The organism is Oceanispirochaeta sp. M1, assembly GCF_003346715.1.
GTDB lineage: Bacteria > Spirochaetota > Spirochaetia > DSM-2461 > DSM-2461 > Oceanispirochaeta.
Genome location: NZ_QQPQ01000002.1, coordinates 1 through 23534, shown reverse-complemented (window position 1 = coordinate 23534; position 23534 = coordinate 1). Strand labels below are relative to the sequence as shown.

19 protein-coding genes are annotated in these 23534 nt (G+C 44.1%); 11 read left to right on the top strand and 8 right to left on the bottom strand.

Going from position 1 to position 23534, the window contains the following annotated elements; all coding sequences use genetic code 11:
• Positions 1-153: 153 nt before the first annotated feature.
• The 4 genes from DV872_RS01310 to DV872_RS01295 form a co-directional block, all read right to left on the bottom strand.
• Positions 154-1392 carry a cation:proton antiporter gene (locus tag DV872_RS01310; RefSeq protein ID WP_199563408.1) on the bottom strand — a complete coding sequence of 413 codons (1239 nt, stop codon included), beginning with the start codon at positions 1390-1392 and terminating at the stop codon, positions 154-156.
• A 10-nt stretch (positions 1393-1402) separates the two neighbouring features.
• On the bottom strand, positions 1403-2200 hold the full coding sequence (locus DV872_RS01305) for a PTS sugar transporter subunit IIA (protein ID WP_114628030.1): 798 nt from the start codon (positions 2198-2200) through the stop codon (positions 1403-1405).
• Positions 2201-2244: 44 nt separating this feature from the next.
• Positions 2245-2946, bottom strand: a complete 702-nt coding sequence (locus tag DV872_RS01300) for a fructose PTS transporter subunit IIA (RefSeq protein WP_114628029.1) — start codon at positions 2944-2946, stop codon at positions 2245-2247.
• Positions 2947-3077: 131 nt separating this feature from the next.
• Positions 3078-4385 (bottom strand): alpha/beta hydrolase, encoded by a 1308-nt coding sequence (locus tag DV872_RS01295; protein WP_114628028.1) that lies wholly within the window; start codon positions 4383-4385, stop codon positions 3078-3080.
• Between the two features lie 125 nt (positions 4386-4510).
• On the opposite strand from DV872_RS01295, the gene DV872_RS01290 reads away from it, so the two are divergent.
• From DV872_RS01290 to DV872_RS01275, 4 genes are all read left to right on the top strand, one after another.
• Positions 4511-5689, top strand: coding sequence for a pyridoxal phosphate-dependent aminotransferase (locus DV872_RS01290; protein WP_114628027.1), 1179 nt, complete (start codon positions 4511-4513; stop codon positions 5687-5689).
• Between the two features lie 314 nt (positions 5690-6003).
• Positions 6004-7809, top strand: coding sequence for an ABC transporter ATP-binding protein (locus DV872_RS01285; protein WP_114628026.1), 1806 nt, complete (start codon positions 6004-6006; stop codon positions 7807-7809).
• A gap of 3 nt (positions 7810-7812) precedes the next feature.
• On the top strand, positions 7813-9630 hold the full coding sequence (locus DV872_RS01280) for an ABC transporter ATP-binding protein (protein WP_114628025.1): 1818 nt from the start codon (positions 7813-7815) through the stop codon (positions 9628-9630).
• Between the two features lie 60 nt (positions 9631-9690).
• A complete protein-coding gene (locus DV872_RS01275) occupies positions 9691-11259 on the top strand; it encodes a sensor domain-containing diguanylate cyclase (protein ID WP_114628024.1) in 1569 nt (522 codons plus the stop codon).
• On the opposite strand, the gene DV872_RS01270 is transcribed toward DV872_RS01275, so the two are convergent.
• Positions 11260-12246 (bottom strand): LacI family DNA-binding transcriptional regulator, encoded by a 987-nt coding sequence (locus tag DV872_RS01270; RefSeq protein ID WP_114628023.1) that lies wholly within the window; start codon positions 12244-12246, stop codon positions 11260-11262.
• 186 nt (positions 12247-12432) lie between these two features.
• Between DV872_RS01270 and DV872_RS01265 the strand changes: the two genes are divergently transcribed.
• Positions 12433-14235 carry an L-fucose isomerase gene (locus tag DV872_RS01265; protein WP_114628022.1) on the top strand — a complete coding sequence of 601 codons (1803 nt, stop codon included), beginning with the start codon at positions 12433-12435 and terminating at the stop codon, positions 14233-14235.
• A gap of 121 nt (positions 14236-14356) precedes the next feature.
• Positions 14357-16465: a diguanylate cyclase gene (locus DV872_RS01260; protein WP_114628021.1), complete on the top strand. Its 2109-nt coding sequence runs from the start codon at positions 14357-14359 to the stop codon at positions 16463-16465.
• Here DV872_RS01260 and DV872_RS01255 read toward each other — a convergent pair.
• Together DV872_RS01255 and DV872_RS01250 are read right to left on the bottom strand one after the other, a co-directional pair.
• Entirely contained in the window at positions 16406-17386 is a 981-nt protein-coding gene (locus DV872_RS01255; RefSeq protein WP_114628020.1) for a lipoate--protein ligase family protein, read from the bottom strand. The two genes, DV872_RS01260 and DV872_RS01255, sit on opposite strands and share 60 nt — an antisense overlap.
• Positions 17383-18138, bottom strand: coding sequence for a DeoR/GlpR family DNA-binding transcription regulator (locus DV872_RS01250; protein ID WP_114628019.1), 756 nt, complete (start codon positions 18136-18138; stop codon positions 17383-17385). Before DV872_RS01250 ends, DV872_RS01255 begins: the two co-directional genes overlap by 4 nt.
• Before the next feature lie 249 nt (positions 18139-18387).
• Here DV872_RS01250 and DV872_RS01245 point away from each other — a divergent pair, with 249 nt between their 5' ends.
• The 4 genes from DV872_RS01245 (at position 18388) to DV872_RS01230 (ending at position 21150) form a co-directional block, all read left to right on the top strand.
• Positions 18388-18804, top strand: coding sequence for an ATP-binding protein (locus DV872_RS01245; protein WP_114628018.1), 417 nt, complete (start codon positions 18388-18390; stop codon positions 18802-18804).
• A 4-nt stretch (positions 18805-18808) separates the two neighbouring features.
• On the top strand, positions 18809-20116 hold the full coding sequence (locus DV872_RS01240; protein ID WP_114628017.1) for a [Fe-Fe] hydrogenase large subunit C-terminal domain-containing protein: 1308 nt from the start codon (positions 18809-18811) through the stop codon (positions 20114-20116).
• Between the two features lie 78 nt (positions 20117-20194).
• Positions 20195-20545 (top strand): LysO family transporter, encoded by a 351-nt coding sequence (locus tag DV872_RS01235; protein ID WP_114628016.1) that lies wholly within the window; start codon positions 20195-20197, stop codon positions 20543-20545.
• Positions 20542-21150 (top strand): lysine exporter LysO family protein, encoded by a 609-nt coding sequence (locus DV872_RS01230; protein WP_114628015.1) that lies wholly within the window; start codon positions 20542-20544, stop codon positions 21148-21150. The genes DV872_RS01235 and DV872_RS01230 overlap by 4 nt, the downstream gene beginning before the upstream one ends.
• A gap of 37 nt (positions 21151-21187) precedes the next feature.
• Here the strand turns inward: DV872_RS01230 and alr are convergent, their stop codons facing one another.
• Positions 21188-22330: an alanine racemase gene (gene alr, locus DV872_RS01225; protein ID WP_114628014.1), complete on the bottom strand. Its 1143-nt coding sequence runs from the start codon at positions 22328-22330 to the stop codon at positions 21188-21190.
• A 298-nt stretch (positions 22331-22628) separates the two neighbouring features.
• On the opposite strand from alr, the gene DV872_RS01220 reads away from it, so the two are divergent.
• Positions 22629-23006: a hypothetical protein gene (locus tag DV872_RS01220; RefSeq protein ID WP_114628013.1), complete on the top strand. Its 378-nt coding sequence runs from the start codon at positions 22629-22631 to the stop codon at positions 23004-23006.
• Positions 23007-23534 lie beyond the last annotated feature (528 nt).

Genomic DNA, 23534 nt, shown 5'->3' with positions numbered 1-23534 from the left:
GGTTTTGTGGAGATGAAAATGAAAAAAGATTACATATTTGTACGGTTTGGGAATCAGTAGTAGAATGCTCAGAATGGGAAATAGTCCTGAAAAGAAAAACTCAGCCCACCATATAGGCAGGCTGAGTCAATTTGGGTGATATAATGGAAAAGATCAGGTGGTTTTGATCTCTCCTGCTTTTTCCAAACCGATCTTTGTTAGAATTGGTCCGATTATTTCAAAAAAGATACAGGTGGCAGTTACGGTTGTGATAACTGTATCACCGATATATGATCCGTGGGCTCCGAAGGCAGAAAATTCATTTTTTACAATAAGTGCCAGACCGATGGCAACACCTGCCTGTGAAAGGATACCCATCCCCAGATACTTTCTGATATTGGGAGGTAGTTTACCAAGGGCAGAACCTATTGCTGCTCCACCCATCAGACCTGTTGTTCGTCCAAGGATATAAACAAGTCCAAGGAGTCCCAGGCTGGGTAGTGCGGAAATATGCAGATTGGAACCTGCCAGTACAAAGAACATAACAAAGAGCAGAGGCATGAATTCTGAAAGCTCATTATGGATCTTCTCTACCAGACTATGAGACTGAGTATTTACAATAAATATTCCAAGAATCATATTGGTCAATATCAATGAGAGATGCAGCATATGGCTTATTCCTGATGAGATCAGGATTGATGCGAACATCAGAATAAATATATCACGTGCTGATTTCAGCTTTCTGGCAAGAAGACAAAACACAAATCCCAGAGCCAGACCGATAATAATACTGAATACTACTTCCTTGAGAGGGCCTGCCAGGAGTACCAGTAAGCTGCCTGCTTCCGCACCGGCTTCCTGTGCCAAAAAGGATTTTGCAAAGGCGGCAGCAAATCCGAAGATAATAATACCAAGGCCGTCATCAAATCCTACGACTGAAAACAGAGCCTTGGTGAGAGGGCCTTTAGCCTTGTATTCCTGAATAATGGCTACTGTTCCCGCAGGAGCACTTGCCGGTGCAATAGAGCCGAATATCAGGGACAGTGCAATATCTTTTGTCAGAAGATAGAGGAGGCTTGTAACTAGAATAAATGCCATTAAGGATTCTGCAAATATTACAATGACTATGCCTTTGCCCTGTTTCTTCAGAGTGGAGAAACTCAGTTCAATTCCGATACTCACAGCCACAAAACTAAGGGCAATATCGGAAATAAAACTAAGATTATGCTGAAATCCTTCGTCTACGATATTGAAGAATGAGGGACCTAAAAAAACTCCGATCAGCATAAAACCGATTATTGAAGGGAGTTTTATATATTTCATACTCTTACCGGCATAGAAACCGAGAGCTACCATAATACCTACAACCAGCAGGGGCTGCAGGCTTGTTGCATGGGTGAATGTTAAGTTCAAACTTATTCTCCTAAAAGTCTATGGAACCGTCAAAATAAAGGAGATCGGTTACTGAAATAAGTATCCCTCCCTGTTCTGCGGGACGTACAAGATTTATTCTGCGGATGGTATCGTTCATAAGACGTTTGTCAATTACGGCGATAATAACTTTACTGAAGCTTGAGGAGCTTTCATTCCAGAAGGTAGAGAACAGAGGCAGTTTATTCAGATAGGAACCTGCGGTAGAAGAATCAAGAACAGAAACATCTCCTTCCACTTCACCGGACATCATTTCCAGTACATCAGAGAAAATCTCCTCTTCCTGAATATGAAGAATAAACTGACATTTTTCAAAAGGTTTAATCTGGATGGTTTCTACTTCTTCTCTTGTCAGGAGTTTTGCTGCTTCTGCAGGATCCGAGGCATTGATAAGTTTACTGTAAAGTTCCTTGTCCTTCATGATCTTTGAGATAGAAGAGAGAATCTTTATATGTTTGTTTCTATTCTGATGGGAACCGATGATGAAGAAAATCAGATGGGAATCTTCATTGTCAATAGAATCAAAATCGATACCATCCTTGAGAATTACCAGACCCACAGTGAAATCGTCCAGAGAATCAAAGGAACAGTGGGGGATGGCTACACCAGATCCCAGGCCGGTTGAGCTGAGCTCCTCTCTTTTTACAAGGGCATCTTCAATTTCTGATGCACTGACACCTTTCAATACGGCTGACTCACAGGCCAGCTGGCTGATCTCTTTCAGTAAAGCCTCTTTACTGCGGGCTTCGCTGCCGATCCGGATACATTCCGGTCTTAGTGAATCTATCATTTACTATTCTCCTATGTTTTCCTGAGTGAATAACACCCTTAGGCCTAAGGGCCTACAGAATAAAAATTATCAACTTCAGCTTTAATAAAATACTGAATAAAACCTTTCTTGCTATTTATTGAGCGAAGAGCTTTTACAGCCTCTTCATTTCTCAGAATGCTGCTCAGCTTGGAAAGAATCCTGAGGTGAACTACCTCACTGTCTGATATAAGGAGGAAAAACAGATTGGTCGGCTCTCCGTCGAAGGAGGCAAAGTCTATTCCCTGTTCTGAAACTCCGATTATGATCTTTGCTTCTTTGACAACCTCGGCCGAAGCCTTGCGTATATGGGGGATGGCAATTCCGCTTCCGATTGATGTCGAGGTGAGTTCCTCACGTTCTATCAATTTCTTGATGAAGACCTCTTTTTCTAAAATCAGGCGGGATTCATATGCTTTTTCGGCAAGTTCCCTGATAACTTCTTCCTTAGTCCGGGCTTTGAGGGGGAGAATTATATTTTCCTGATCCATTAGACGGGAGAGGGGGACAGAGTCATACTCTTTTTCGATAAGCCGTGACAGATCATTCTGAGGAATCACTTCCATCTTGGATGTGAGCCAGTCATTAAGGGCGGGTTTTGAAAAACGCCACTGATTGGCGATCTTGGCACAGGGTATTTCCTGGTTTTTGATCATCTTGAGAATCGTCTTATCCGAGAGCTTAAGATATTCTGCAACTTCAGCTAGTGTTAGAATCTCATTGTCCATACTCTAAAATCCTCCAATTTCCTTTGTATTCCGTTATATTCCTTTAAAAGGGCGCTGTCAATGCCTTCGAAATGAAAAAGAGTACTTTATTGGACTATTTAGAGCTCGTGGGAGAGTGGATTCCCTTAATATCATTTATTTCTGAAATCAGTATTCAAACGGTCCATCAGTTTCCTGCTCCGTTCCACATAGTCTGGAGGAAATACATACAAGGGTAGATCAGGGTGGGGCACCAGGCCTCTGTCTTCAGGTCCCAGACCGGTCAGAAGACTGAATAAAACATCACTGCTGACCCAGGGACTTTCAAGGAAGTAGAAATGTCCTCCGTTTGAACTAACATGTTCGGCATTACTTACATCAATGAGATTGATCTTATCATTTTGGTTGAAAAACTCTCTTATGGGCGGATCTATTTCTGATTCTACTATGGTCTGTCCCATCCTTGGAGCGAGGTGGAGGGCCATAGAGCCTACAAGAACCATATCTTTTGACGAACTGTACAGGTTCATCCGCTTCATAATATTCAACTGTCCGTCTATCAGATAGGAACCGAAGAGTGCCCGGTCCAAGTCACTGTTTGACAGAATAACCGTTCCCAGTTTTGTTTTCAGCTGGGCTTCTTTCGCAGGGATCTCGCTCATCTGCAGAGCCTTCTGATATAGGGCATTGGTAACCAGTCTTGTACCTGCGCTGTAACCGAGAATATGTATTTGCTCAACTTCTTCCTGCTCTGCCAGAAAATCAAGGAAGACCCTGAAACTGCGGGCTGAGAAGGCTGCTGTGTCCAGGTCTTTGAAATAGGCAGTATTCTGGGGAGTCGCCGGCCAGCCATAGGAGATAAAAGAACCCCTGTATCCAAAATAATGCCAGAGCTGTGCTGTCATAAGGAGGGGGTTTTCAAAGTTTACATTATAGCCGTGAACAAAGACAACCACATCTTTGCTTTCAGTTTGTTTCAACTGTGATCGAAGTTCCAGGAGGAATCGCTCTTTTGCCGTGTCTGAAATATCCTCTCTGAACTCCTGGGAAGTGAAGGGGGAGGCCGATGAATCCAGAATCCCGAATTCCTCTACATCCGTTACTTCCAGAAGCGCCTTTTTTTTGCTGCTTCTGCTGGCCTCTATCATGGTCATGTCATCCCATGTTTTTCCTTCTTCCGCCACTCCGATACCGGCTATTCCCAGACGGACCAGTTCAGATCTGCGGCTGAGATAATAAGGTTCCCTGTCATCTTCCGTTGCGGGGTATCTGTTGGTGGCATAAAGTAAAGGAACTCTGTGTCTGTCCTGAATGACAGCACCATGTAGAAAGGGATTATATTGTTCATCATCCATCACTGCAGGGGGAGGCATTTTAACAATCTGGTTTGATTTAACCGTTGTGCAGGATATTGCAGCCAATAGCATAGTGAATAAGAAGAGTCTTTTAATGTTATTCATTGTTTAATATTAAGATGTATAAGAATAATTGAAAAGATGAAATCCATGAGCCGATTGTGAAATCGGACTTTTACTGCTAAAGTATTGAAAATAAAATTATAAGACAGAACAGGAGTACACATATCATGGCTGTATCCAGGAAAATTGAAGAAATGCAGGCCTCTTCATCCTTTATCAGGAAGATGTTTGAAACAGGTGCCCGCCTTAAAGAAGAATTCGGAGCAGAAAATGTGTATGACTTTTCTATCGGTAATCCCTCAGCCCTGCCTCCTAAAGAATTTACTGAGATCCTTCTGGAAGAAGCTGCCAGGGAGAACATGCACGGCTATATGCCTAATGCGGGTTATCTCTTTGTCCGTGAGCAGATTGCAGCCTATCTTCGAGAAGAGCAGAGTGTGCCCTTTGAGGCCGCTCATATCCTCATGACCAGCGGCGCCGGCGGTGCCCTGAATGTAGCCCTTAAGACAATTCTTAATCCCGGTGACAAGGTTCTGGCCAGCCGGCCCTGTTTTATGGAGTACAAATTTTATTGTGACAACCATGGTGGAACTCTGGAGTTGGTGGACTGCCTTCCAGGTTTTGATCTCAATGTAGAAGCCTTTGAAGAGGCCATTGATGAGAAAACAGCGGCTGTTATTATCAATTCACCTAATAATCCTTCGGGAAAAGTATATTCTGCAGAAACTCTTAAGAATCTGGCCGGCATGCTGGAGCGTAAGAGTAAGGAATTGGGAAGACGTATCTATATCCTTTGTGATGAGCCTTATAGAAAGATTGTTTATGGTGGAGCGGAAGTCCCGTCCATCCCTGCAATTTACCCCCATACAATGGTCTGTACCTCCTATTCAAAGGATCTTTCCATACCCGGTGAGCGTATCGGTTTTCTGGCCATCGCCCCTGAACTGGAAGACAGGGATCATATTGTGAATGGAGCCGTACTGTGTAACAGAATCCTCGGCTATGTGAATGCATCGGCCCTGATGCAGAGAGTTGCCGGACGTCTTCAGGGAACGGCTGTGGATGTTGCTCAGTATCAGAGAAAACGGGATGCCCTGGGGAAAATTCTGCAGGACTGCGGCTTTGATCTGGATCTGCCGGAAGGTACATTTTACCTCTTTCCAAGAGCTCCAATGGGTGATGATACATTGGTTGTTAACCTGTTGCAGGAACAGAATGTACTGGCGGTTCCGGGAAAAGGGTTCGGCCTGCCCGGCTACTTCAGACTCTCCTACTGTGTGGATGATGATATGATCAAACGCTCTGAAAAAGCCTTTAAAAAAGCCGCTGAAAAGATTTTTGGATAGCTTTTCTTGACAGAATCCGGGATAGGCTTTATGTTTATTCAATAAATCATCGTGGTTCTTTTGACCGCGATCCTAGAGAAAACAAGGAGACGTGTTTAATGTTAAGTATAAAATCAATATCCCCCGCCAAACTTAACCCCGTATGTGTTTATCATACGAATACGTCTGCGATACCCGACTGATAACAGATTTTTACTGATACAGCACCGCAGACAGCCTTTGGGTTTCTGCGGTTTTTTTATGCCCGGATAAAATTATCCGGGACTCCTACCGCAGAATCAACCAGTTACAATACCGCCTGGAGGGCGGAATCAATGAATCAGAAAACAAAACAATCAGGCTTTAAAGCCTTTCTAACTCTTTTTACACTCTTAAAGGGAAACTGGAGCCTTTATATCATCTCCATAGCTGCTCTTGGACTGACAGTCGCTGCAGAAATGGCTGGTTTTATGGTTATCCGGCAAGTGGTGGACGGTCTGCTGATCTCTGCTAAGGGTTTGAACTTCCTACTTACATGGGCCTCGGTATACCTCTTTCTAGCCCTTATAAAGGGAGCTCTCAGTTATGTACATGGACGGGGTAAAGCCCACTGTTCAGAAAAGGTAACGCAGAATATCCGGAACACACTCTACGATCATCTGCAGCGTCTCTCTTTTGCCTTTCATGACAATAGTCAGACAGGTGAATTGGTTCAAAGATCCACAAGTGATGTCGATACGGTAAGGAAATTCTTTGCCAATCAGATACCCGAGGTGAGTCAGGTCTTCTTTCAGTTCACAATCAACCTGGCAATTCTTCTATTCCTTGAATGGCGTCTGGCTCTATTTTCAGTCATTGTCGTTCCAGTCGTAGGGGTGCTCTCTACGGTCTTCTTTTTCAAAATCTTTAATGCTTACGATGAGTATCAGGAAGTGGAAGGGAAAATGTCCAACAGGATTCAGGAGAATCTTTCGGGAATCAGGGTGGTTCGTGCCTTTGCAAGGCAGGATTGGGAAAAAGAACGATTTCAGGAGATCAATGAGCTGCAGCGGAAAAAGGGACTGCGCCTCACCTGGTGGCATAGTATTTACTGGCCTTTCGGTCATATCCTCTGCGGGTTTCAGTTCTCTCTGACCCTTCTGCTGGGGGGCTATATGGCTATGCGCGGAACTATTACTCCCGGTACTTTTATCGCATTTTCAAGTCTGGTGAATGCCCTTATCTGGCCCATGCAGGAGCTGGGACGGACGATCACAGAGATCTCAAAAAGTCATGTTTCCTACAGACGTATAAGAGAGATTCTTGATGAGGCACAGGAGGATCTGGAGAGCGGTAATGTAAAGGATGCTCATGAGATCCGTGGAAACCTGGAGTTTCTGGGAGCAGGATTCCGCTATGGAAGCGGAGAAAAGGTTCTGGATGATATCAGCTTCAGCTGTCGGGAAGGAGAAAAGATTGCTCTTCTGGGAGCCACAGGTTCCGGGAAGACAACACTGGTTAATCTGCTGCCCCGTTTCTACGACTACAGTGAAGGTAAGATTCTTCTGGACGGTTCTGACCTGCACAGCTACAACCGCCACAGTTTGAGGCAGCATATAGGAATCGTTCAGCAGGAACCCTTTCTGTTCTCCATGACTGTTGCCGAGAATATCTGCTACTCCCTGGACCGGGAAGTGAGCCGTGAAGAGATGGAAACAGCGGCGAAGGCTGCGGCGGTACATGACTCTATTGTGAAATTCCCAAAGGGTTATGAAACCATGGTAGGTGAAAAGGGTGTGAGCCTCTCGGGTGGTCAGAAACAGAGGATCGCCATTGCCAGAACTCTCCTCAAGGACCCCCGCATTCTGATACTGGATGATTCAACATCAGCGGTGGATGCGGATACAGAGGCAAAGATCAAGAAGGCCATGGATGAACTGATGAAAGGGAGAACGACCTTCATTATCGCCCATAGAATCCAGACCCTGAAACAGGCGGACAGAATCCTTGTTCTGGAGCGGGGCAGGATTGTACAGCAGGGATGTCACGGTGAACTTATCACCGTAGACGGCTTTTATAAAGATGTGTTTAATCTGCAGACTCAGATGGAAGAAGAGCTGCAGCAGGAACTCCTTACGGCAGCTGCCGTAGGCGGAGAGTAAAATATGAGTGAACAAAATACAAATAAAGCGAAGATCGAGACTCTGGAAAGTCAGCTCTTTACCGGAGCATTCAAGGGGAATACTTTTAAAAGGATATTGGCTGAGACCGCAAATCATAAGGGTCTTCTTATAGCTTTTCTCCTCTTCATCCTGATGACCTCTTTTATCGATTCCCTTTCTACCTACCTGACTCAGTTTATTATAGATGACGGGATTCTGGGGAAGGATAGCTCTGCCCTCTGGCGTTATACAATTTATCAGATGCTCTGTTTTGTGGTAAACGGCGGGTGTATATTCGGTTTTATCTATTGTGCCGACAGACTGGGACAGCACATTCAGTATGAAATGAGGGAGAAGCTCTTCAATCATCTTCAGGAGCTGTCATTTTCCTTCTTTGACAAGACTTCATCGGGATGGCTTCTTTCCAGAATGACCAGTGATATCAGAAGAATTTCTGAACTGACCAGCTGGATGCTTGTGGATGCGGTCTGGGGAATGTCGAATATCCTTATTTCCTTGATATTTATGTCATTCATTCACTTGAAACTTGCCCTTATGATGATGGTTATTCTGCCTCTCCTTTCGGTTGCGGCGGTAAAGTTTAAGAATCATATTATCCATGAGTACCGGAAAGTCCGCTCTATCAACTCAAAAATCACCTCAGCCTACAGCGAAAGTATCAACGGTGTTCGTGTTGTTAAATCACTGGCCAGGGAGAAGAGGAATCTGAATCAGTTTGACGATCTTTCGGGGGATATGTACAGAGCCTCATTCAGAGCCGGATGGCTATCCTCATTGTTTCTCCCGATTGTGCAGATGATCACGTCTTTTGCAGTGGGTGTCGTAATTCTATATGGAGGCTGGGAGATCAACATCGGGGGTATGACCATAGGTGGACTCAGAGCCTTTGTGGGTTATATCACTTTTATGCTTTGGCCGATTCAGGAAATGGCTCGTGTCTTCAGTGAAATGCAGCAGGCCATCGCCAGTGCAGAGAGGGTGTTTGCCCTTATGGATCTTGAGGCGGATATTCAGGATCTGCCGGAAGCCATGGAGTCACCACGCTTTGAAGGACATGTGGAATTCAGGAATGTCGATTTTCACTATGTTCCTGATGCTCCTATCCTTAAAGACTTTAATCTGAAGGTGGAGAGGGGAGAAACAATTGCCATTGTCGGACCCACAGGCGGCGGGAAGACAACTCTTGCCAGTCTTGTTTCCCGTTATTATGAACCCGTATCAGGGAATATTTTTCTGGATGGGCAAGACTATACAGGTTTTACTCAGAAAGGGCTGCAGTCCAGGATCGGTGTTGTTCTACAGACGCCCCATCTCTTTTCCGGAACAGTAGGGGAGAATATCCTCTATGGAGCTCCCGGTGCAAGTGAGGATGAGATGCTTGCGGCTTCAAGGACCGCCTGTGCTCACGAAATGATCTGCAGGCTGCCCGGCGGTTATGATGAGCTTGTGGGTGAAGAGGGTACTCTTTTATCCGTAGGGCAGAAACAGCTGATCTCTCTTGCCAGAACCATTCTGGCCGACCCTGATATCATCATTATGGATGAGGCGACAAGTTCCATCGACACCAGAACAGAGCAGGATATCCAGCATGGTATGGAAAAGCTTCTTGAAGGCAGAACTAGTTTTATTATTGCCCACAGGCTCTCTACCATCAGGAATGCGGATCGGATTATTGTTATTGAGGACGGCAGTATAAAGGAAGAGGGAAGTCACAGTGAACTTCTGGCTCAGGGCGGACATTATCATCAGCTTTATACCAGCCAGTTCAGAAAAGATCACTCTTCAAAGATGCTCGGCTAAGTACTTTTTGAATTCACCACTCCCGTTCTTTATACTTCATTAAAAGAACGGGAGTTTTTCTTGAAACTTATTTACAGTGATAAATCTGAACTTAAATTCTACCAGAGGTTTTTACTCTATTTTTCAGTAATAATGCTGCTGTCATTTTTTATGATACTGAGTATTTTGCTGATCAGCAGGAATCAGAGAATCCGTGAATACAAGGTTCAGTCAGAGGCTCAGGTTCGTTACCTGGGAGATATGATTGAGAGCCATTTTCAGTCTGTTAAGTCGGATATACTCTTTCTTCCTGAATTGAATGAGCTTATTCGCTATAAAAATATTCAGAATGATGAAGACAGACATTCCATAGAACTTGAATTCCTTATATTTTCCCGTACAAAAAAAATATATGATCAGATCCGCTATATCAATAAATCCGGTAAAGAGGAAATAAGGGTAAATTATAATTCAGGGAATCCCAATATTGTTAAAAAGGATGACCTGCAGAATAAGAAAGACCGCTACTATTTCTATGAGAGTTATTCGCTGGATAACAATGATATCTATGTTTCACCTCTGGATCTGAATAAGGAACAGGGGACAATTGAAGAACCTCTCAAGCCCATAATCCGCTTTGGAACTCCCATAGTAAACAGTACTGGTGAAAAGTCCGGAGTCCTTATTCTTAATTATCTTGCAGCTGAGCTTCTGGATGAACTGGAATCGGCAACACATAGTAATCCGGGTGTCTTTGCCCTTATGAATGAAGACGGATATTGGCTTTTTCAGGATGATCCCGATCAGGAGTGGGGATTTATGTATCCGGAAAGAGAACATCTGACCATGAGAATAGAAAATCCTGATCTCTGGAATGAAGTTTCGTCATCTCCTTTTACACAGATAATGAATCAGGAGCGTATATACACTTTTCTTGAAATTCAGCCCCTGAAAGATACCCCGGGGATCAAAAACGGCCCGAAATGGAACCTTGTAAACTGGATCTGCTGTGAAGATTTCGGCATATCCAGGGAAAGTCTTTTACAAAAACTTCTTTTCTATAATCTTCTTGCAGCATTTATTCTCGGTTTTCTGACACTCCTGTTGGCGAGAGCTGTGGATCAGAGGAATAAATACAAGACTGCCCTTACTCATTCGGCTCTTTATGATTCTCTGACAAATCTGCCTAATCGGGAGTTACTTAAATCAAGAATTGAACAGCTTATCGAAGAGCTTAAACGTTATGAACAGATATTTGCTGTTATGTTTATAGATCTGGATGGATTTAAATCTGTGAATGACACACTTGGTCATGACAGCGGCGATGAGCTCCTTGTTCTGGTGGCGAAACGTTTGAAAAACTCAGTCCGCTCCAGTGATACAGTCGCAAGGATCGGAGGTGATGAATTTGTTGTCCTCATGACTCATCTTGAGAACAGGGATCAGTGCAGTATTGTTGCCCGTAAGGTTCTGGATGCCATAAATAAAGAGTTTCCTCTTTCTGTCGGTGCGGCAAATATTGGAGCCAGTATTGGAATCGCCCTGGCTGAGGCAGGAACTGTTCCTGATATGGATTCCATGATGAAAAGGGCGGATGAAGCCATGTACCGTGTTAAGAACAGCGGTAAGGGTGATTTTCAGATCGACTGATTATTCCAGCATTCTCATTTTTGTTTCAAGGCGGATAGTTTTATGTTCACTCATGTCTCCCCTGATTCTTCCAAGGAGGAGTTCTGCGGCTTTTCTTCCTATCTCTTCCATCGGCTGTGCCACAATGATGCTTATGCATGGAAAGAAGGATGCCAGAGGGAGGTCATCAAAGGAGAGAATATGAAGCCCGGGGAAGTCATGTCCTGCTTCCAGCAGATAACGGGCCGCACCCAGATGCATGAAGTAGTTGGAGATGAAGATGTAATCCGGGGGGGATGTATGTTCCATCAGCTGCTTCATCAGTTTGTACCCGCTGTCTTCATGATAGTTACCGAAGAGGATCAGATCTTCATCGGCCTGAATACTGAAATCCTGACAGGCCTTATTGAACCCCTCGTATCGTTCTTTTGCAGAGGTCAATTCCATATCTCCCCCCAGGAACCCGATCCTCCGCGCACCCTTTGAAGCGGCAGATTTTACGGCTTCATAGCTGCCCTGGAAGTTATCCGACAGCACAGCATCAGAGCTGAAGCCCTGTACCAGACGGTCCACCAGTACCACCGGAGTTTCCCCCATCAGGTTGAAATGCTCTCCTTCACTGCTGCCGGGAATGATGATAGTACCATCCACATTTTTCTCTTTCAGAAGTTTAAGTCGATCTTTTTCTTCATCTATACTCTCCTGAGAACTGCAGAGAACAACTGAATAACCTTCGTTTTTCAGCATATCTTCTATACCGGTGACAATGCTCATGAAAAATTCATTCTTAAACTCAGGGGCTACAATACCAATTGTATGAGTTCGTCTTGTTTTAAGGCTTCGGGCGGTCTGGTTCATTCTGTAGCCGCTCTGCTTAATAACTTTTTTTACCTTTTCTGCAGTAGCGGGACGTACTTTAGGATCTCCGTTAAGAACCCGTGAGATAGTTGCGGTTGAAACACCGGCTTTGGCGGCGACCTCTTTAACTGTTAAATTCTTTTTCGGCATCGAATACTTTTCTCCCGCACATAGTTATATAGCATTCTTCAAGATTATTCTTTTATAAAAAACTTGATTTATCATTGAGTCTATGTAAGAATGTAATCGATTACATTTGATTTGTAAACCCTTTGGCCTTTTGGTCAAAATCATTTAAACCATTGAGTCTGTACGGCAGTCTCAATAGGAGGAACTATGGATATTAAAAAAACAGAACCTGTAAACAGACTCAGAGGCCGCATGCCCAAGGTCGGTATCAGACCGGTCATTGACGGAAGAGAAAGAGGGGTAAGAGAATCCCTTGAAGTACAGACCATGAATATGGCTAGATCCGCAGCAAAGCTGATAGAGGAGAATCTGAGACATTCCAATGGTCTGCCTGTTGAATGTGTCATTGCCGACTCTACAATCGGTGGTGTTGCCGAAGCTGCGGACTGTGCTGATAAGTTTGCTAAAGAAGGTGTTGGAGTTTCTCTTACTGTAACTCCCTGCTGGTGCTACGGAACAGAAGTAATGGATACAGATCCTCTTCTTCCCAAGGCAGTCTGGGGGTTTAACGGAACAGAAAGACCCGGAGCCGTTTATCTGGCTGCAGCTCTTGCCGGATACACTCAGAAAGGCCTGCCTGCTTTCGGTATTTACGGTAGGGATGTACAGGATTCAGACGACACATCAGTACCTGCAGATGTTAAAGATAAACTGCTGCGTTTTACAAAATCAGCACTGGCCGTTGCAACCATGAAAGGAAAGTCCTATCTCTCTATCGGTGGAATGTCCATGGGAATTGCCGGTTCTCTTGTGAATCAGGACTTCCTTCTGGATTATCTCGGCATGAGAACAGAAGTTGTTGATATGAGTGAAGTAGCCCGTCGTGTGGAAGAGGGCATCTTTGATAAGGATGAATATGCGATAGCCCTTAAATGGGTTAAGGAAAACTGCAAGGAGCAGGAAGACACAGCTAATCCTCCCGAATACCGCAGAAGCCCCGAGCAGAGAGCTGCGGACTGGGAATATGTCGTCAAAATGGTCCTTATCGGTAAGGATCTGATGGTTGGAAATCCCAGGCTGAAGGAACTTGGATTCGGTGAGGAATCTCTGGGTCGAAATGCAATATGCGGTGGTTTTCAGGGACAGAGGTCCTGGACCGATCACTATCCCAACGGTGACTTCATGGAAACCTTCCTGAATACCTCCTTTGACTGGAACGGCATAAGAGAAGCTTTTGTTATGGCAACAGAGAATGATTATCTCAACGGTATCACCATGCTCTTCGGTCATCTTTTAACAAACACAGCACAGATCTTCAGCGATGTAAGAACCTTCTGGAGCCCCGAAGCTATCGAGCGTGTGACCGGATGGAAACCTGATGGACTTGCCAAAGACGGATTTATCCACCTTATCAACTCTGGTTCCACCACTCTTGACGGTGCCGGACAGATGAGTGATTCCAAAGGAACTCCTGTAATGAAACCCTTCTGGGATATTACTGCAGAAGATGTTGAGAAGACTCTTAAAGCAACTGAGTTCTGTGTCGGTGACGGCGGATATTTCAGAGGCGGCGGTTACTCAACCGACTTCCTGACAAAGGGTGGAATGCCTTGTACCATGGCCCGTCTGAATTATGTTAAGGGACAGGGACCCGTACTACAGCTGGCCGAAGGCTGGACTGTTGATGTTCCTGCGGAAGTGCATGACAAGCTGGATGACAGAACCAATCCAACCTGGCCTACAACCTGGTTCGTTCCCCGTGTAAACGGAGAAGGATCATTCAAAGATGTGTATACGGTAATGGCAAAATGGGGTGCAAACCATGGTGCTGTCAGCTACGGCCATATTGGTCAGGACCTGATTACACTCTGTTCCATGCTGCGAATTCCAGTCAATATGCATAATGTTGAGGAAGAAGGATTCAGACCCAGTGCCTGGGCCTCTTTCGGTATGGATGAGGAAGGGGCGGACTTCAGAGCCTGTAAAAATTTCGGTGCTATCTACGGCTGATTCTTATGAATCATCTGTTTTGATTTAAGCTGTATAGAAAAGGGATTCTACTGTCGTTCGGTAGAATCCCTTTTTATTTTATTGTTGACTAAGTCCGCCTGAAAGATGCATATTTTATCTTATGAATCCTGAGATTCAAAGTACCATAGATTCCCGCCTTCAAAATGGATATCTTCTCACATATAAATCCCTGAAAGACGCACAGGAAGAGGCTGAGAACTGTCTCGATGATTCTGAACAAGCCTTATATTTCAAGGGAGTCATTAATTCCCGTATTCTTCTGTCTCTTATAGCCTTAAGAAAGGGTGAAACAGATCTGGCCAGGGAGAGACTCACTCTGATTGAAGAAGAATTGAATGCTTCCTCATCAGTCTCGGAAGATTCATTGATGAGGATGTCTCAGGTTCGGGCAGCTTACTTTCTTGACAGTGCTGTTTATAAAGATGCCTTTAACTCATTTGTGAAATGCGGAAATATGGCTGCCCGTCTGGGGAATAATCTGTTTCAGATTCTCAGTGCCAATGGCAAGGGTGTTATCAAGCTGGATCAGATGGAATTCAAGGATGCCTACGATTATTTCCGGGTCGCCAGAAGCTATGTGCAGGGAGAGGAACTGTCTCTGCTGAATAATGTGCTGGCTCTGAATATAGGTTGTGCTCTGAACGGTCTTGAAAGGTATGACGAAGCCTTTGAACGTCTGAATGATGCTCTTGAGGAAGCCGGAAAGCTGGGTTCCCCCATGATTGAATGTTCTATTCTGGATGAGATCAGTGCCATGCTGATCAAACAGAGTAGGTTGGAAGAAGCCCAGAATTACCTGGAGAAGGGGCTTGAAAAAAGCAGTCAGCATCTCTTTCAGGAGGGGCATACACAAGTTGTCTATCACTATGCCACTCTTCTTCTTAAACTGGGAGAGTATGAAAAAGCCGAAAAACTGATCGAAGATCTGGATGAAAATCAGGTATTGGATCTTGATCCGATTATGTATCATCAGGTTGCCGCCGAGATTTTTGAACAGAAAGGTGATTTTCAGAAAGCTCTGCATTCCAGTAAAGAGATTCAGAAGATAAATGAAAAACTTCGCAGCACTGAGGTGCTGCATTCGGTTTTCAAGCAGGAAAAACGTGAGCTGCAGGAACAGAATCATCGACTGCAGCTGGTCAGTACAATTGGTCAGGAGCTGGTGTCCACACTGGATCTGGGAAAAATCCTGAATCTGATTTATGCTCAGATGAATGTTCTTATGCCTGTAGATCTCCTCTCAATTTCAACTGTGAAGGGAAATGAAATCAATGTGAAATTCACTCTGAACAAGGGTGAGAGAATTGAGCCTTTTACTCTGCATAAAGAGGATACGGACAGTATTATTGCCTGGTGTGTGCGGAATAAACAGGAAGTATTTGTCAGGAGCATCAACGCCGATGCTTCTAAATATGTAAGAAATCTTAAACCTATGAAAGGTAATGAGAATAATCTCCTTGAATCTGTTATCTGTATTCCCTTATTGCATCTGGGCGAACTTGAGGGGGTTCTTACGGTTGAGGGTAAGAATCCCAATTCTTACAACAGTCAGGATCTTGATAATCTGAGAGCTCTGGCTTCCTATGTAGGTATTGCTATAAGAAATGCTATGCAGACCGAGCAGATGACTGAACTCAATAAACTCCTCAAGTATCAGTCTTCGGTCGACAGTCTCACAGGGCTTGTAAACCGCCGGGAATTTCTAAGGCAGAGCAAGAATATCCTGAGAGTATGTCGAAGAAATAATTTCCCGATTTCCCTGGCTATGATAGATCTGGATCACTTTAAGATTGTCAATGACAGCTACGGTCATCATGCGGGAGATGAAGTGTTGAAAGCTTTCGGGTCGCTTCTGGATGATTATTTCAAAAGGCCTCTGGACTGTGTGGGCCGATACGGCGGAGAGGAGCTTATAATCTTATCCGGTAACTTTCCGGCTGCTGAGGCCGCCGCAAGGGTTGAATTGGTGCGGGAAGAATTTTCTACAGTGGAGTTCAAATCCGGAGATAATACATTCAATGTGAATTTCAGTTGCGGAATTTACGGTGAGATTCCGACGGAAGATAGCAGCGATCATTTAAACAGGATAACCGCACTGGCAGATAAATATCTTTATAGGGCGAAGGAAGAGGGACGAAACTGCAGTTTTCTATCCGATAAAAAGAATAAGCCTGCTGAAAAGTTCATCTTCTCCAAGTCCGAACACTGACTGCCCCCGCAACTTCTTTTTAAGCTCGTCTACAGTATGGCGCCGCCCGTAATGAATCCCCTTAAGAAATGAAAGTTCCCTGACAGAGTCTTCAATCGTCCCCTTTGAAACACTTATCTCCCATCCATCTGTTTCAGGAGGATGGAAAGAGCTAATGTCCTGTCTGAATGCGGGTGTCTTTCCCAGTATCCAGTCTTCCGAAAGCAGCAGGGTTCTCTCCTGCTGTACCGAGTCGTGTTCAGACAGTTTCTCCCACTCATCTTCATCCCAGTCTTCAAATATATAATCTTCTCTCTTTTCATATAGAGAGCGGAAAGTATTGAGCACCATTTCCATGGTCAACTTTGTATTAACACGGTTTAGATTTATTATTTCCGACCTGTTTGAGGCAGTTCCTGATATCTTTGTGAAAACTTTCTGAGTACCCGGGGTTATTGATTCTTTCAGGCGCTTTGTTTCTGATTCAATCAGAACTGTTCCATGATGAAAGGCCCTGTCTTTTTTATGCCGAAAGGCGCTTCCGCTTATTTTGTATATCTTTCCCTCATGCTCTACGGTCAGATCATTTCTTTTATTGATACTCAGATCAATTCCACAGTTTTTCATTATCATGCAGATTTGTTCAAGATTATTCTTACGGTCGTAAGATTCTATATTCTGAATAAATGAAAAGTTAAGGTTCCCTCTGTCGTGATAGACGGTGCCGCCGCCACTCTCTCTTCTTATAAGATAGGTGTCTTTTGTTCTGTTAGGAGTGCATTCAAGCCATGGATTCTGAAATCGTCCGATTACAACGGCAGGATCATTAATATAGAGGAGAAGAATCTCCTCTTCATTGTTCAGTTTCTCGAGTAAATAATGTTCTATTGCAAGATTGAGAAAAGGATCATTATATGGAGATATAAGAAGCCTTTTAATCACACCTGTTTTACCTTAATCCCTTTTTCTAAAATTTCATCCACCTGCTCTTTATTCATATCTGTGTCGGTGATAATCATATCAACACTATCCAGAGGCAGGATTTTAACAAACCCTGATTTTCCGTATTTTCCGGAATCTGCCAGAAGGATTGTATTATCTGACTGCCGGGCCATATATTTAATTATTTCCGCAGACTCTTCAATATGAGTGGTCATGCCGGTTTCGGCAGAAAATCCTCCGGTTCCTACAAAGGCATATTTAACATGGTAGCGCTCCAGATGTGACAGGGATACAGGACCGACTAGAGATTCAGATCCAGGTTTGAATTCACCGCCAACCACTGTCAGATGGAGGGTAGGATTAACTCTGGCATAAGTCAGGGCCAGGGTGGAGTTGGTAACCACATGGATGTTTCTCTTTCCCATCAGATATTTAAGTACCAGAGAAGTAGTGGTTCCATCATCGATCATGATGGCGTCTCCCTCTTCAACCATGTCGGCCGCGGCTTTTGCTATTCTGTTTTTCTCTTCCTGTTTCTGTCTCTGACTCTGAATAATATCAGGATGGAACACAGGGAGGGCGCCGCCTCTGGTCCTTAATATAAAACCTTTTTCCTCCATGCTTGAGAGATCACTACGGATCGTTACAGCTGAAACTCCCAGCATTTCACTTATTTTGGTAACTGACAGATTGTAGTCTTCAATAAGCATATTCAGTATTTTATTTTCTCTGTCTGATAGAAAAGGATTCATTGTATTCCTCGATTAAGCATTGCCGCTATTAAAGCATAGAACAGTGCAAGTTTGTATGAAATGGATAAATATGTTCTTATGATAAAATCATATCTGTCTGTATAGCTCCCATTTTATAATAATATTTCAATTAGTCAATGAAACTCTTTCAAAGTACTTACTATTTTCCTTCGAATAAGCAGCTTTATAAAGTCATAATTTAAATCGATATAATTTGATTCATTTTAAAAGCTGGTGTATTCTTTTACAATGATTTTTGAATATGAGGTCTCCGGAGATGATTATTCCCTGGCCGGCCGTGCATCAAGTGATATAAAGAAGAAACTCAAACAGTTGGGAATACCTTCACCGGTAATAAAAAAGACCGCTATTTCCATGTATGAAGCCGAAATCAATATGGTTATACATGCTGATGGCGGAAAGATTGTGGTGACCCTTAATCCTGAACAGATCAAAATTGTGCTGGAAGATACAGGTCCCGGTATACCTGATCTGGATCAGGCAATGCAGGAAGGTTATACCACTGCCTGTGAAGCAGCCAGAGAGCTGGGGTTTGGAGCAGGAATGGGTCTTATGAATATTCAGAGGAATTCTGACAGTCTTCATATTGATACGGTTATCGGCCAGGGAACAACAGTTACCATTCTGCTGTATATGAACGGATAATCAGATGCCCGTAAAATACTTTCACTCAGTCACACTGGATGAAGCTCTGTGTAAGGGCTGTACTGTCTGTATTAAGGGTTGCCCCACCGAGGCTATCCGGGTACAGAAAGGGCGGGCCTGGATTACCGCTGAGCGCTGCATCGACTGCGGTGAGTGTATCAGAACCTGTCCTTCCGGGGCCAAGAAGGCTATTTCAGATCCTCTGTCCATGCTGGATGATTTCGATTTTAAAATTGCCATACCAGCACCTACGTTGTACGGTCAGTTTCCAGTTACCCTATCCTGTAACAAAATCCTGACCGCTTTAAAATCAATGGGTTTCGATGATGTTTTTGAAGTGGCTGTGGCAGCCGAAATTCTGAGCAGAGAGACCAGAGACTATCTTAAGCAGCAGAATAGTGATAATCCTCTGATCTCTTCCTCCTGTCCGGTTGTGGTTCGTCTTGTAGAGACACGATTCCCTTCTCTTATTGATCAGCTGGTTCCCATGATATCTCCTATGGAGCTGAGTGCCCGTATTGTTAAGGATAAATATAAAGACCGGACTGATAGGGTCGGGGTTTTCTTTATCTCCCCCTGTGCCGCCAAGGTCACCGATGTTAAAACCCCCAGAGGCATAGTCAAGTCTTCTGTTGACGGGGTCATCGGTATTAAAGATATTTTTAAAGAACTAAGTCATGCCGTAAATCATGTAGAAAATGAAGAAAATTTGAACAGAGCCCGTGCCATAGGTATCAGCTGGGCCAGGACCGATGGAGAAGGCTCGGCGGTCCATTCAGAAAATCATATTTCTGTGGATGGTATTGATCATGTTATTGATGTTCTGGAAAATCTTGAGAACGGACATATTAAAAATGTTGACTTTGTCGAAATGATGAGTTGTCCGGGAGGTTGTGTCGGTGGCCCTCTGACTGTGGAGAATCCTTATATTGCCAGGAACATCATCACAAGCCGGGAACGCAGTCATCAGGCTCCCATGGAGCATGATTCTTCCGGGGAAGGTTATAATACAATCGATATGATAGGTCTCCAATGGACCGAAGAGATTGAAAGCTGTGCCACCCATCTTCTGGATCCTGATTATAAGAAGGCCATGGAGATGATGGAGGAGATGGAAATCATCAGACAGGGCTTACCCGGTCTGGACTGCGGCTCATGCGGTGCTCCCAGCTGTAAGGCTCTTGCCGAAGATATTGTTCGTGGTAAAACAACGGAAACCGACTGTGTCTTTATGCTCAGAGAAAAGATCCGTGAGCTTACCAGAGAGATGATTGAACTGGAAAGCCGTTTGCCTCCCGGGCTTGACCGCTGATTTGATTGTAAGGGCTGGACTGACAGCCCTGCAGAGAGCTAATATCTAAAAATCATTTACTGAAATAAGGAAACTAAATTGCTCACCGTAATTATAATCATGTCTGTCGGTATGATTGCCGGCTTTATTTTGAGAAAATATAAGAAATTATACCAGGGGCTTGATAAAACTGTCAGTTATGTTATCTATCTGCTCCTTTTTCTGTTGGGGATAACAGTCGGACAGAATGAAACAATTATCCGGAACTTCCATTTAATAGGTTTGAAAGCTCTTCTTATTACAGTTGCTTCTGTAGGGGGGTCTATTCTCCTGGCCGCAGTCGTTTTCCATTTTTTCTTCCGTCATGACCATATTGAACTGGGGACTGAAGATGATGTTCATGATGGAGCCGAAGTTTCAGCTAAAAAACTTCAGGGGGAAGATGCATGAAAAACTCCCTGATTATTCTGGCTTTTTTTGCGGCGGGTGTTCTTCTGGGAGCTCTTGGTGATGCAGGTGGTTGGATTCCCGAAGCCCTCGGGTCTATGAGTACCTATGTGCTCTATGTTCTGATGTGTCTTGTGGGCTTTGGTATCGGAGGAGATACTGATTCTCTCCGGGTTCTGAAGGAGACAAATCTTAAGATTGTTCTGGTTCCATTGTCAATCGTTGCAGGATCTCTGGGAGGTGCAGCTCTTATCTCTGTTTTTGTTCAGGGACTGGACCTGCAGGAAGTTCTGGCCATAAGCGGCGGATTCGGTTATTACAGCCTCTCGAGTCTCTTTATAACTGAACTGAGAGGAGAGCTTCCCGGTACGATCGCTCTTCTTGCCAATATAATGAGAGAGATCATCACATTGCTGATGACACCATTGTTTGTACGTTGGGCAGGGCCTCTCGGGCCGATTGCATCGGGGGGTGCGACCAGTATGGATACGACCCTGCCGATCATTTCCCTCTATTCAGGGAAGCAGTATGCTGTCATCTCCCTTTTCAACGGGATAGTTCTTACAGTATTAGTTCCTTTTCTGGTGCCATTTATACTCAGCTTTTAAGACGGACTCTGTCTCTTCCAGACTACAGAACCTTTTTCTAGCTGGTATAGATTCTGGGAACCCGTTTATTGACAGCGCAGGTTATCTCATAGGAGATGGTTCCGATCAGGTCTGCCAGCTCAGATGCATCCGGTCCGGCACGGTCCGGTCCGAAAATGGTCACTTCATCACCAACTTTAATATCCCTCTCATTGCCAAGATTAATCATCAGCTGATCCATACAGACTCTGCCGGCTATAGGGTAACGTTTTCCCTTAATCAGGAATTCCGCTTTACCTGAAAGCAGGCGCATGTATCCATCGGCGTATCCCACAGGGATAGACGCAATACGGCACTCCTCTTTCGCAGTCCATGTCCTTCCATAGGATACAGTCTGACCGGGGCTGACTGTTTTCAAGAAGGCTATTCTTGTTTTCAGCTCCATCACAGGTTTCAGTTCTTCAGTTTTTGCCATACTGCTATGAGGAAGATAACCGTATGCACTGATTCCCAGACGAACCATATCCAGGTGACTTTTTTTATGAAGGAATATTCCTCCTGAATTTGCCGCATGGACAAGACCCGGGTCTATATTCATTGAAAGGATCTCTTTTTTGATATCAGAAAGAGTATTAGTCTGCTCTTCGGTAAATGCCTGATTCTCAGGGTCCATGCTGTCAGAAACCGGGAAGTGGGTACATATTCCGCCGATTTTCAGTCCCTTTGCTGTATCCGCCAGGCGGGCAAGGTAGGGAGCATCTTCGGGGGGGCAGCCTATTCGTCCCATGCCGGTGTCTATCTTTATATGTATTGTAAGGGGGGGCGCTTCTTTCTCCCGAACCATCAGATTCAGGCGATTCAGATACTCTTCATCTCCTACAAAGGGTTCCAGCTTGTAATCAATCACATCTTCATACTCATTTTCCTGAGGATAACTAAGCAGAATTATGGGTGCTGTAATCCCTGCCTCGCGAAGTTCCTTTCCTTCATCCAGATTGGAAACTGCCAGGTGAGTCACTCCATGTTTCAAAGCCGTCATGGATATAGCCACAGCACCATGCCCGTAGGCATCTGCCTTAACCGCCAGACAGAGTTTTCTGTCGGGTCCGATAAATTCCCTCACCTTCTCCAGATTCCATATGAGGTTCTCTAAATGTATCAGAGCGCGGGTCGCTCTTTTTGATCTGCTGTAATCGTACATAATATCCTATTGTGCCATATCTTCAGGCATTTATGGTGTTCATTCTGTTCTCAGATTTATAAAATACTGCCGAACTCAAATGTATTAAGAGATTTTATCATTACTCCATGATTTTCTTCTACAGTATGAAATGAGAGAATATAGGCATATAATTGTATAAGAATTTGATTCAATAGACAGATTAGAGTACCTTACAAGTGTAAGATTCTTCTGGAATCGCTTTCCTCCGACCCTGTCGGTGTGTTGTTAGAGAATGAAAAGCATTGAGGCTCTGTCTCAACAGTTGTAGGAGTTCAAAATGAAATTGGGTGATAGAATTAAGGGGACAGCCGTTCTGGCGGGTCTTTGTTTTTTAATTGTATGCCTCTCGACCTTCCTGGCGGATCTTTTAGTATTTAAGAATCTGTCCATCAATCTGTTTCAGGTACTTCTTGTAGGGCTGTTCAGCACCCTGCTCATGGTACCTCTGTTTTACTGGCTTAGAATGAGACTGGACAGCAGTGGTATTGATGCCACCCAGCTTGCGGATCTTGAACTTAATGAAAGAGACGTAAAAGAAGCAGTCAGTAACTGGGTCTATATACATTATAGAAAAAGACTGGAAGGAGAGCTGAAGTTTTCCAGAGATGAAAACGATGCTCTCAGCTGTAAAGTAACAGTAAGAAATGAAGGATAAATCTTCTGGTGTTTTTTTCTAAAGCATCATGAGCTTTTACCGATAATATATCAGGGCAGAACGGGCCGAATCAGGCCTGTTTTTTTGTCTTTGAGAAAAATGGAAAACTTTTTAAAAAGGGGTTTACACCCGGTGTGTTTTTCAATATTATCATCCTCACGCTTCAAGCAGCTAAGCAATAGCAAAGCAGCCTGAAGCAAAGTAAATATAGGTTTTAAAAGCATTTAAATAAAGTTTTTGAAACACGGTTGACAAGTTATCAACTTTAAAATATATTCACTGAGCGCTGCTACGAGAGTGGCTCGCAAGTTCTTTTAAAGAGATATTAGAGAAGGGAAATTAAAGTATTTGACGAAAGTCAAGCACTGGTAGTACGAAGATAAGGTCGTACCGCAAGCCGTAAGGCTGAGGAACGATCCTGTCAAATAGAATCGTGCCGAAAATCTTATGATTTAGGTACGGTCCGAACGTTAGTTTTCTTTTTAGCACAGTGGGACTTTCCGCAAGGGAAGCCGCACTGCATAAAGG

What these genes read in the sequence shown, in the direction of transcription:
- DV872_RS01305 (WP_114628030.1), bottom strand. Translation starts at nt 2,200, where the DNA reads ATGATAGATTCACTAAGACCGGAATGTATCCGGATCGGCAGCGAAGCC.
- DV872_RS01300 (WP_114628029.1), bottom strand. Translation starts at nt 2,946, where the DNA reads ATGGACAATGAGATTCTAACACTAGCTGAAGTTGCAGAATATCTTAAG.
- DV872_RS01295 (WP_114628028.1), bottom strand. Translation starts at nt 4,385, where the DNA reads ATGAATAACATTAAAAGACTCTTCTTATTCACTATGCTATTGGCTGCA.
- DV872_RS01290 (WP_114628027.1), top strand. Translation starts at nt 4,511, where the DNA reads ATGGCTGTATCCAGGAAAATTGAAGAAATGCAGGCCTCTTCATCCTTT.
- DV872_RS01285 (WP_114628026.1), top strand. Translation starts at nt 6,004, where the DNA reads ATGAATCAGAAAACAAAACAATCAGGCTTTAAAGCCTTTCTAACTCTT.
- DV872_RS01280 (WP_114628025.1), top strand. Translation starts at nt 7,813, where the DNA reads ATGAGTGAACAAAATACAAATAAAGCGAAGATCGAGACTCTGGAAAGT.
- DV872_RS01270 (WP_114628023.1), bottom strand. Translation starts at nt 12,246, where the DNA reads ATGCCGAAAAAGAATTTAACAGTTAAAGAGGTCGCCGCCAAAGCCGGT.
- DV872_RS01265 (WP_114628022.1), top strand. Translation starts at nt 12,433, where the DNA reads ATGGATATTAAAAAAACAGAACCTGTAAACAGACTCAGAGGCCGCATG.
- DV872_RS01260 (WP_114628021.1), top strand. Translation starts at nt 14,357, where the DNA reads ATGAATCCTGAGATTCAAAGTACCATAGATTCCCGCCTTCAAAATGGA.
- DV872_RS01250 (WP_114628019.1), bottom strand. Translation starts at nt 18,138, where the DNA reads ATGAATCCTTTTCTATCAGACAGAGAAAATAAAATACTGAATATGCTT.
- DV872_RS01245 (WP_114628018.1), top strand. Translation starts at nt 18,388, where the DNA reads ATGATTTTTGAATATGAGGTCTCCGGAGATGATTATTCCCTGGCCGGC.
- DV872_RS01240 (WP_114628017.1), top strand. Translation starts at nt 18,809, where the DNA reads ATGCCCGTAAAATACTTTCACTCAGTCACACTGGATGAAGCTCTGTGT.
- DV872_RS01230 (WP_114628015.1), top strand. Translation starts at nt 20,542, where the DNA reads ATGAAAAACTCCCTGATTATTCTGGCTTTTTTTGCGGCGGGTGTTCTT.
- alr (WP_114628014.1), bottom strand. Translation starts at nt 22,330, where the DNA reads ATGTACGATTACAGCAGATCAAAAAGAGCGACCCGCGCTCTGATACAT.
- DV872_RS01220 (WP_114628013.1), top strand. Translation starts at nt 22,629, where the DNA reads ATGAAATTGGGTGATAGAATTAAGGGGACAGCCGTTCTGGCGGGTCTT.